The sequence below is a fragment of the Candidatus Accumulibacter vicinus genome, from assembly GCF_000584955.1.
GTDB lineage: Bacteria > Pseudomonadota > Gammaproteobacteria > Burkholderiales > Rhodocyclaceae > Accumulibacter > Accumulibacter vicinus.
Map to the genome: position 1 here is coordinate 1 of NZ_JDSS02000008.1, position 9,891 is coordinate 9,891.

The following is a 9,891-nucleotide window of genomic DNA, read 5'->3' on the forward strand; positions in this document are numbered from 1 at the left end:
CAACCTCCGGCGCGCGTGCTTCCGCATGACGAACGCGATGTCTCGGCGCCGACGTCGATGATGTCGGCGGCCTTCATCGTCGCTCTTCACCCAAACTCGCTGTGCAGCTCGCGTGCCAGCGCCTGGCGTTTCTACAACGGTATAGCATGGTGGTGAAACAGTGTGATCGGGCCGTGCCACGTTCGGGTCACGGCGAATGGCCTGAGCCCTTTTTTACTCCAGTGAGGCACGCGGGGTTCACTCACGAATGCGAATCCGTTGAGACTCTACGATCCACAAGCGAGCGTCGGGCACTTCTGTCGCCAGCAGCTTTGTTGCGCCGCGCAAGAGCCCCAAAATGCTGTGAAGAGATTGCTGATCAGGTCGAAGTACCCAGATTCCATGATGATTCTTCGGCGGATAGGCGCGAATGTCGGCGAAGTCTAGATCCAGGGTAACAAGTACCCGCATTTCAGCTCTGCACGCGTCAAGAATTACCGAATCAACAGCACCACCAAGCTGTTCCGACAGAACGGTCTCCACGTCATAGTTCTCATCGCGCAGCAATTCTCCGGCCCAGCTCGGCAAGTTCTCGTCGAGCTTAAATCGGGGTTTCATCCTTTGGCGCTACACCGAAATCGGCACGATCCGTTCGCGAGCCAAGTCAGCCGCGTACGAAAGAGCGGCGGAAATGTGCACTGGCTTGAGCGATGGATACTGATCAAGGATGACCTCTACCGGCTCCCCATCGGCAAGGTTGTCGAGAACTACGGAGACTGGCACGCGTGTGCCGGCAAAGCACACTGCGCCGTGCATGACCTGCGGATTGGTAATGATGTGGGGCTTCCAGTCCATTGTGGCTTCGATAGCGGGGATGAGCCTCTCATATTAGCGCTGTTCCGCCCGGGTCGCACCAAGCAGTTTCGGCATTTCGGCAAACCTCGATCGTCCAAACGTCGTCTGCCACAACCTGCGCCAACGATTCGGTCAGCGAGGCGATCTCAAAATCAGAGAGGAAGGCACAATGGCTGGCAACAAATCATTGGTGAAGGTACCAGGAGTCATGTGCTTCCGAGTGGCGAGGCCCTGACGAAGGAGAAGACGCCGTTTCTCACGGCCGACGCAAAGGCAGTGCCGACGAAGTGATCGCATCGTTTCCGCGCTGCGCTGGTTTCGGTTCCGGGTATCGTCTCGTTCCGACACAGGAGGTACCTTCCAAGAAGCAATCAGTTCTCCTTGCGCTCGACAGCGATCCGGACATCCTTGGTGGTGTTCCTGTGATTGTTGGAACCCGTATTCCCGTGAGAATCCTTTTTCGGGTATCGCGAGGCAGGCGACAGCCTCGAGGTCTTTTTTCTAAGAGTTCCCGTCCATGAGCAAGGCGCCGGCTATCGCTGCGCTCGAGTTGGCCAGGGAGAAGATCTCAAGCGATGCGCATCCCGCTTGACGAGTCACTTCCAACGGAGAACTTGATGCTCTCTTCACTGGCGACAAGAATCTCCACTTTCAGCGGAATCTCGCCACACTCCCTATTCAAATAGGGAGTGTGGCGACCAGCCATCGCCTGGAGGCGCGCAGGTCATTGCTTTCTCAAGTCAGTCAGGTGGGCGGCGGGGTGGATGCTCGCCCGACGGGTTCCCATTGCCTGGCGACCGCCCTCAATCTTTTGGCTTGTGCAAGATCTTCAACACTACCGTACGATTTCGGCTCCTGTTCTGCCGGCTGTCGTTCGGGAAGGGCGTACCCGCGTCGCCCGTACTATGAGCGTAAAACAGCGTGGACGGCAACTCGGTCGACGAGCGCAGAAAGCCGATGACCGCTGCCGCCCGCGCGAGCCCAAGTGCTTGATTGTCCGATAGCGCCGCACCGGCGGGAAGGGGGATATCGTCGGTATGGCCGTGGACCTGGATCGAAATTCCGTCGACACTGGGCACCAACCGTTTTCCGATTGCCAATAGTTTTGTGCGCGCATCGAAGGTCAAGGCGGTACCGCGCCGAAACAGTCCCTCGTCAAAGCTCACCACCACGGCATCGCCCTCAACACGAGGCGTAACGCCGGGAATGTCCAACTCCAGCCTTCGAAGATCGGGCGGCAAGGACACTCCATCTCGGCCGCGCCCAGGCCTTGGGTCGGCTGAAGAGGAAGCCATCGCGGATACTGGCAGCGGATTGCGCTGAAATGCCGCGAGAGCGTCACGCACTTCATTGACCTGCGCCATGAGCTGGCGTGTGTCGGTACGAAGTCCGACCCATGCCCACACCGTAGCTCCCAGACACAGCCCGGCGAGGACCAAGCCCGGAAACCTCCCGACTCTCGCCATCGGACTTCGCTCAGCCCGCAGCCGCGCGAGACCAGCCGCCGCAGCGGCGCATCCCGGATCATGCCCTTGCGCTGCCGTCCAATATCGCTCGGCTTCGATAGGGTTGCCTTGCTGCGCACAAATCCGGGCCGCCAAATCGAGAGCCGGCACACGCTGCGGGCCATCGAACTCAAAGGCACGCAGCACGCCCAGCGCCTCCGTGTAACGACCCGCCCGCGCGAGTTCCCTCGCCCTGTCGAGAGCCGCTTCGGCGAGCAAAGCATCCGCCTGTCTTGCGAGTTGACGATCGACTGTTTCGACCGGGACCGCACTGTCCGTCATTGGTTGCCTACCTTTGCAGTCCGCCCTGAATCGGATACTTCTGCTGCTCTTCGCGGGGCAGCAGCTTGACCAATTGACGCACCGCGGACTGCAGCCCGCGCAGATCGTCTGTCCGGATGGCGTTGTTGCCGTCGGCCAAGAGTTGTCGCGCCTGGACCGGATCGGTCATTTGACCACTGTCCCGCTCCAGCCTGCGGAAGATGGCCACCCAATACCCCGGCTGCCTGCGCAGCACGGTTCCACTGAGGTTTTGAAGTTGGCTGAGTTTGGCGCGCACGATGTCGGCGTCACGCGCGTCAATGGCGCCGTCGATTTCGCGGACAAGTGCCAGGCATACCGTCTTCTCACCTGCGTCGCCGTAATCTCTGACGACATGGTCGATCTCCTTGCACTCGCTTCGCGCCTCGGCCACCAGGGCTGGCCACGCCAAAGCCCCGTCAATCTGGTCCAACGCAACCTCGAGGTCCAGCAAGCGCTTGTCCGCCTTGTCGGCGGCATCACGGTCGCAGGCCGCAGCCGACAAGGCCCCGCCAACCTCGGCCAACATGTTCTCTGACTCAATCTTCCTGAGGATTACCTTCACGTTCGCGTCGTCGTCGGAGTCAGCGGCGCGTTTGTTGGCCTCCTCCAGGCGCTTGCTTGCCTCATCTCGGCGCTTCCCGAGAGCAACCGGGTCCGGCGCCCTCAGCTCGAGTTTCATCTCGGCCTCGAACTCTTCGTCCAGCAGAGGGATGAAGGCCTTCGCCCGCACCAGCCGCGAGGCGTCGATCTCGACGCTCACCTCGACCTCGCTCCCGACCGGTACGTCCCGCCGGATCTGGTGTGCCGCGATGATGAGCTCGCCAATCGGGCGATCACGATCGGCCCGCGGGTGTTCCCCCTCGACGATCGGGATTCTTATCAGATCGCCTTCCTTGCCAGCGCGTACTTCGAAGACCGTGCGCAGGAAATTCCGATGTCGGGCCGGCAATGGCACACCCTTCCGGAGGAAGAACTCAACCTCGTTGTTGGCCAGTGCGATTCCGACGGAGTTGATCAGTGGCGGCTCCGTAAACACCGCCCCCACGGTGTAAGTGAACTGCTCGGGTTGTGCGTGCTGTCGCGTGCCCTGCGGGTCGTAGAGTTCGATGTCGAAGCGGTTCTGCCGGCCTTTTTCGGCCCAGACGGTGGTGAAGAAGACGCCATCCTCGGGTAACCCGATCTTGCCGGTACTCCAGCGGGGTGGCCCAGGATTGACCAGCTCGATCGAATATCCGGCAAGACCCGCACCGTCGCCCGCGACGACCCGTCCGGCCACGTCAGGCTCCAGCTCCGGTCCGACCGGCCGATACTCGAGTTGGACACCAAAGGTCCCTCGCTGCGGTGCCTGCAGGCTCTGTTCCAGCCTTTGCGTCGCGGCAAAGATCGCGGCCCCTCGAGCGACCACGGTCAAGGGGTCGATACTGAAGTCGAGTGGGATCCCCAAGCCCTCCCGTGGATCGGCCAATCGGTCACGGAAAAAAGGCGTCAGCGTCGGCCCCCCGACCAGCAGGACCTTCTCGATATTCGCGGTTCCCAGCTTCGATGCCGTCAACACGTTTCGGCACACATTGATCGACCGGGCAACGAAGGGCACCATCAGGCGCTCGACATCGTCACGCTTGACCTCGCAACGAAACTCGATCGGCTGACCGCGATCGTCGTTGCACAGAAAGTCGATTTCGACCCAAGTCGAGGCGTCGCGCGAGACATCGATCTTGGCTTTCTCGGCCGCCAGTTTCAGTTTGGCGACCGCACCCGCGTACTTCGCGTTGTGCCGTGAAAAATCGCGCAGTCGCTGCGTTCCGGCTACGGCAGGGATAAAGAGTTGTTCGACGATGGCCCAGTCGATCAGCTTGCCGCCGAGATGATTATCGCCGGCGTGATTGACTACCTGCATGGTGCCATCGACCTTCTTGATGATCGCCGCATCGAATGTCCCGCCGCCGAAGTCATAGACCAGCCAGAACTTGTTGTCGGCGGCGGCCTGAAAGCCGTGCGCGAGAGCGGCGGCAACCGGCTCCTGCAACAGCGGCGCGACGCTGAAACCGGCGAGCTCGGCGGCCCGTTTCGTCGCCTCGCACTGTGGCAGTTCAAAGGCCGCCGGAACGGTCACCACGGCCGAGGTGACCTCCTCGCCCGAGCGACGGCGAACCGTGTCCCGCAGATCCTTGAGTACTCCGGCCGAAAGCTCTTCCGCCCGCATCTTCCGGCCCGTGCGCGCAAAGACGTATTCGTGGGTGGTGCCCATCTGAAGTTTGAACTCCGAAAAAGCGTTTTCGCGGTCCTTTTCCGTTTGTTCCTTCGCGCGACGGCCGACGACGGTATTGCCCGAGGGATCCATCCACACCGCCGAGGGCGTGTATTCCAGGTTTTCATGATTCATGAAAACCTGCGTCGCGGTCCCGGAAAAGACCGCGATCGAACTGTTGGTGGTGCCCAGGTCGATACCGAAATCGATGGTTTGGCGTGACATGGCGTGCGTTCTCCTGTGCGATTCGTGGTTGAAACAAGGCTATCTACCGGGTGCCGCTTCCTCGGGCCGGGGCGGTGTGCCGATGATGACCTCGCCCATCTGGATCGTCTCCGACCGGTAATACACCGAGGGCCGGATCGTTTCGATGACCGTCTCGCGAGTGAATCCGGGTCGGGGCTCGAAAGCGATCGTCTTCAGGGCATAGATACCGCCCTCTGGAACCAATTCGCCGGTATGGTCGCGGATTTCGATACCTGCCTGCCGCAAGGCGTCCCATACCGACTGCAGGTGGCGATACGCCCGGCGCATCTCATCCAGCGGTTCGTCGGAATCGGGTTTGAGCATGCGCCCGCGCAGGCGCCACAGCCCGGTGCAGACATCCGCGAGCAGACGCTCTTGCGCCTTCAGATCCGGATTCGGGGGCGAGCCGACCGCTGGCGGATCGACAGTAGGCCGCTCGGACAGCAATGCCGCCGCCAGTCGTTCGAATCGCGCCGGCATATCTTCCGGCCAGCAGGGCGGGGCTATGCGAAACTCTCTTGGAAAACACATCTGCCGCAGATTTGTGATCATTACGCCGGTCTCCTCCCTTTCCCGGTGCTTGCCCTATGTCACGAATTTCCGGGGGGTTTGTCGCCCAATTTCCAGCCTGCTTTCATCAGAGCGGCAATCGGAGGAAATTGATTGGCCTTTGTGGTCGGCTTGGTTCCGTATTTCATCTTGAGAACCAGGATTTCAATACCGAAAAAAACCGGAATAACGATCCCTAACGAAATCAATGCGACGGGGAGCACGACCACTCCCGCTACCAATGCGATACCCCACGGCTCTCCTCTTTGAAGAAACAGCGCAACCCCGCTTAGATATCCTAAGAATAGAACCACAACGAATGTTTTTTTTAGAACACCCGCAAATCTTTCATGCAACTGGCGACATCCATTACACCGCGGAGCCATCATCGTCCGAATATTCCATGTCGTCCGCACCATGTTGTCTCCCCACTGTCGCGTACTCTTGACGTCGCCGTAAAGCTTGACCTCCACCTCGCAAGAGGGAGTGGGCGCCTGTTTCTTGCAAAACCAGCAGACTCCGTAATGTTCCTCTTCGGCGGCATTGCGCTCGCAGACTTCGATTTCCTCTTCAATTGTCGACCGCAAGCCGGGGCTTGCCGCGATCGCGTGGATCTGCTTTTCGAGTTCCAGACACCGCGACCACTTGCGGGTCTCATTGACGAAGACGGTCAGGCATCTGTCGGCGCAGGAAGCCAGTTCGTCGAGCAGGGTCACTCGAACCGTGCTTTCCGTCGGCAATATGGCACATAGAATGCTGGTGAGCCCCTTCGACTGAAGGAGAAGCCGCTCGGCAACGACATCCGCGGAACTTGGGGCCGCCTGAGCCTCGTTGCGTGCCGTGTCGATCAAAGTCATCAGACGCTTGCGGAACGGCTGGATCACGCGCGCCAGCGCGGCATCGATGTCGGCCTGGTCGAAGCCCGAGGCGCGAATCAGCGTCAGGTGCCGGTATGCTCGATCCGTTTCTTGACGTTCCAGCGCGGCGACGGCAAGTTGCGCATTGATCGTCAGCAGCATTTCCGGCAACGCCTGCCTGATCCGGCGCACGAGCCCCGTGGTCAGCCGCGGGTCGTCCAGGATTCGAACCCGAGCCGTCAGACGACCCCAGAAGGCTTCGTTCTGCAGCACCTTGCGCCACTGCTGCTGCGCGTCGAGCCAGAATTTGCTTTGCTGTTGCGCCGTTTCGCGAGGAAGCTCGTCGCCCAGGCGCTCCAGGTCGAGCGCCTGCAGATGGGCGAGCACCGCCAGATTGTGGGCCGACGCATCGTCATTCAACTCGCGCGTCGTCCACTGGCGAGCGGCTTCGGCAAGATCGCCCCGTGCCAGTGCCGCAAGAGCGGGGTCTCGGTCAGCACAACCCGCGGTCAGCGGCCAGAACCAGAACAGTTCATCGACCAGCCGTTGCTCCGGATCGGCCAGCCGCTGGCTTGCCTGGCGTAGCGCGTCTGTGTCGGGAGGCGGCTCGAGCGCCAGCGCCCCGCCGGGACGGATCGCCGAGCCGAGTTTTTGCATGGTCTGAAGGCGCTCCGCCTGACGAGCGATTTCCCGGCCACCCGCCTCCACGCCGAGACCAGTCACCCGGAAGGCGTTGGCCCGGTAGAGGTCAGCGCCGCAACGCGCCAGCAGAGCCACTGGAAACCGGGGCTCCTGTCCAGTTGTCAATTCAGCGTCCATCTCCTACTCCTCCCCACCGGGATCCCAATGCTCCCGACCACGAAAGTCTCGCCGCCGCTTAAGGGCAAATTCCTTTATCTGCAGGATTATCCAAATCAAATCGCTTGGTGATCGCATGCCCTTATAAGCGCTATCAGATAAGTTCTCCGATCTTCAGAAGGCTCCGGGCCTCGGCAAACCAGGCACGGAAGCACGGAGAATTTTTTTGATGACCGCTTACACAAGTCTGGGTTTCAGCAACCACCAGGCCTTCTGCCACTTCTAAGTGCTTGATTCTCCGTAAGGTCGTTCGCCTATAGATGTCGCAGCATGATCGTGTAAGTTATTGATTCTTTTAAGCGTACAGAGTTGTGTATAAGGGCATGGGTATAGCCGTAGTTACTCGAGTCAACCGGATAGGCGTATCTCAGAGATGGATCTCATGAGCACCCGTGGGGCGGAGCAAGCGATGAACTCATTCCAAGTCACCAATCGAGTAGCGCAGTGAGCCAACTGGAAGGCCTGCAGCCTTGTTCATCATGTTTGAGAACTTCGTTTCCGCGATCCCCTTGTACTTGGCGGCTTCTGCAACGTTACTCGGCCCTCCTTCACCATTTCTCCACATCTTGCTCAGCACTAGACACGGCCAGAAGTTCTCTTCGAACCCGGCGTCATTGCAAGCCTTCTGGTAGAGACCCCGCGCCGCGGCTTCATCCTTGGAAATGCCCGCCCCACGCCGCAGATGATCAGCCAACACTACGCAAGCGTCCGCCTTGGCTGCGTCACAGCCGATCTTGGCTTTAGTCACGACCATGCGACAGGCATTCTGGTCGCCACCCCGGCACTCGTATGTGAGTGCGCGCGACGCTTCAAGATCGGTGCTGGTCCCCATACGCAGTAGCTTTGCGGCATCGCTACAGGCTCCCTGGTTACCCCCCCAACAGGCCTTGTGTAGCGGATCGATGGCCCGTTCGAAGTCATTGGACGAGGACATCCCGTTTGGTCGCGCCCCACCGCGAAGCGAAACGCCCCAATCAAAGCAGGACTGAAGATCTGCTGCCCCACAGGCTTTCTTCGCTAACTCCCCGATTCTGTCTGTTGCCGCTTGACGAAATTGACCGTTTGGATGCCGCTTCAGAAACTCCTGCAAAGCCTCCGGCGTAGCCTTGTTCTGGGCGTCTTTCCAGTCCGAACTTTCGGACGAGCAGCCTCCCAAAACAAGCGGCACCGCAACCACCACCACAATTAGCTTACCAACAGTTCTCTTTGTCGCCCCGCGCATTAGACACCTCCTTTCGACGACCCATTGTCTCTGCGATCGAGCGCGCGCTCAGCGCTCGCCGCGCATGTATCAGATCCCCCTCGTGTTGCCGCGCCGCCCCTCTCCAATGACCAATACAGGCGAGTCCACCGAAAACAACCCAGATTTTGTGGCGACGCGTCGAAGCCAAATTTTGTCGGGTCTATTTTCGACTAATCGAATAGGACTTCACCACCGGCTGCTTATACAAGAGAGAAATATCAGTCACCTCATTTTCCAAGGCAAAGAGAAGTCTGAAATACAGGGTCCCCTTCTTGACGCTGGTTTTGACATACTCTCCGACGAGCCAGATGCTCTGATTGTCGTTTGACGATGATGGCGCGGTGACTCCGAGGGAAAGCGCTCTGTCCTCGGCCCCTTCCCTCAGGTAGGCAAGCGAGAAGTCGGCATTCCACAACGCGATATCGCGCGGCAGAGTCGCCCTGACCAATACCATGGCACCCTTCCACTTCGACGCATCTTTCGTTTTCCAGCTCACTCCGTTGACTCCTTCGATCTTGTCGGCGAAGTCGACCGACAAAATCTCGAACTTTGGCAGGGCTGACTCCTGAGCCGAAGCGTGGGTCGACGCAAGGAAGCCTAGACAAAAAACCAACCACATAAATCGGATGATGTTCAGGTAGCGCACGGGCTTCTCCTAAGTTTTATAATGTTGTCACACCAATAAGCGCTGATGAAAAAGTCCTTCGACCATCCGGCAGCGGCAGGACGAGGAATTCCGTCATCTGAATGTCGAAGAACCGTCTCAGGCCGCTTAAGAGAATCACGCACGTCGCTCACGCGCTGCCATGAGCCGTCTTTGTAACTCTCCAACCTTGGCACTGATATCGGGACCTCCGCACTCGGCATGAATAGGCCAATCTACTTTTTTGCTGGACGTCACGCTAATCCAATGCCCAGATTGCCATCATATGCGCCAGTTCTCGGCGAGAAGAAGCGAATAAGGCCAAACAACAAAGAAAAGTTGCTACGAATCCTACAGTTATATGACATAAACCATATGGTGTTTGCGTTTAGAGGCCCTGGCACTGATACAAAGCACTTGTTCATTCGGGACCGGCGCAAAAGCACTATCCGACCCTTGCGCCCTTGCGAAGACATTCCCCACCCTTGGCCAATAGAGGCAGAAGATTATATGTTTTATCGTTGAGCGCATACCCTAATACCCAAGTCCCGGCTTCACTCATAGCCTTATACACAACTCATTCAGCATGAGCAAAAAAGTGATCT

At 59.1% G+C, this 9,891-nt stretch carries 9 protein-coding genes; 1 reads left to right on the forward strand and 8 read right to left on the reverse strand.

Going from position 1 to position 9,891, the window contains the following annotated elements; translation table 11 throughout:
- Positions 1 to 237: 237 nt before the first annotated feature.
- Positions 238 to 597 carry a DUF5615 family PIN-like protein gene (locus tag CAPSK01_RS02365; protein WP_034921980.1) on the reverse strand — a complete coding sequence of 120 codons (360 nt, stop codon included), beginning with the start codon at positions 595 to 597 and terminating at the stop codon, positions 238 to 240.
- A 9-nt stretch (positions 598 to 606) separates the two neighbouring features.
- Positions 607 to 834, reverse strand: a complete 228-nt coding sequence (locus CAPSK01_RS02370; protein WP_034921982.1) for a DUF433 domain-containing protein — start codon at positions 832 to 834, stop codon at positions 607 to 609.
- Positions 835 to 1,256: 422 nt separating this feature from the next.
- On the opposite strand from CAPSK01_RS02370, the gene CAPSK01_RS24310 reads away from it, so the two are divergent.
- Positions 1,257 to 1,355: a hypothetical protein gene (locus CAPSK01_RS24310; protein ID WP_337958531.1), complete on the forward strand. Its 99-nt coding sequence runs from the start codon at positions 1,257 to 1,259 to the stop codon at positions 1,353 to 1,355.
- 282 nt (positions 1,356 to 1,637) lie between these two features.
- On the opposite strand, the gene CAPSK01_RS02375 is transcribed toward CAPSK01_RS24310, so the two are convergent.
- The 6 genes from CAPSK01_RS02375 to CAPSK01_RS02400 all read right to left on the reverse strand — a co-directional run bounded on the left by CAPSK01_RS02375 (position 1,638) and on the right by CAPSK01_RS02400 (position 9,289).
- Positions 1,638 to 2,558 (reverse strand): hypothetical protein, encoded by a 921-nt coding sequence (locus tag CAPSK01_RS02375; protein WP_273702943.1) that lies wholly within the window; start codon positions 2,556 to 2,558, stop codon positions 1,638 to 1,640.
- Between the two features lie 70 nt (positions 2,559 to 2,628).
- Complete coding sequence (locus CAPSK01_RS02380; RefSeq protein WP_273702944.1) at positions 2,629 to 5,115, reverse strand: Hsp70 family protein; 2,487 nt, start codon at positions 5,113 to 5,115, stop codon at positions 2,629 to 2,631.
- A 39-nt stretch (positions 5,116 to 5,154) separates the two neighbouring features.
- A complete protein-coding gene (locus CAPSK01_RS21535; protein WP_273702945.1) occupies positions 5,155 to 5,688 on the reverse strand; it encodes a hypothetical protein in 534 nt (177 codons plus the stop codon).
- 38 nt (positions 5,689 to 5,726) lie between these two features.
- On the reverse strand, positions 5,727 to 7,361 hold the full coding sequence (locus tag CAPSK01_RS02390) for a hypothetical protein (protein WP_034921987.1): 1,635 nt from the start codon (positions 7,359 to 7,361) through the stop codon (positions 5,727 to 5,729).
- A 454-nt stretch (positions 7,362 to 7,815) separates the two neighbouring features.
- A complete protein-coding gene (locus CAPSK01_RS02395) occupies positions 7,816 to 8,622 on the reverse strand; it encodes a sel1 repeat family protein (RefSeq protein ID WP_034921990.1) in 807 nt (268 codons plus the stop codon).
- A 181-nt stretch (positions 8,623 to 8,803) separates the two neighbouring features.
- Positions 8,804 to 9,289 (reverse strand): hypothetical protein, encoded by a 486-nt coding sequence (locus CAPSK01_RS02400; RefSeq protein WP_034921993.1) that lies wholly within the window; start codon positions 9,287 to 9,289, stop codon positions 8,804 to 8,806.
- Positions 9,290 to 9,891: the final 602 nt, after the last annotated feature.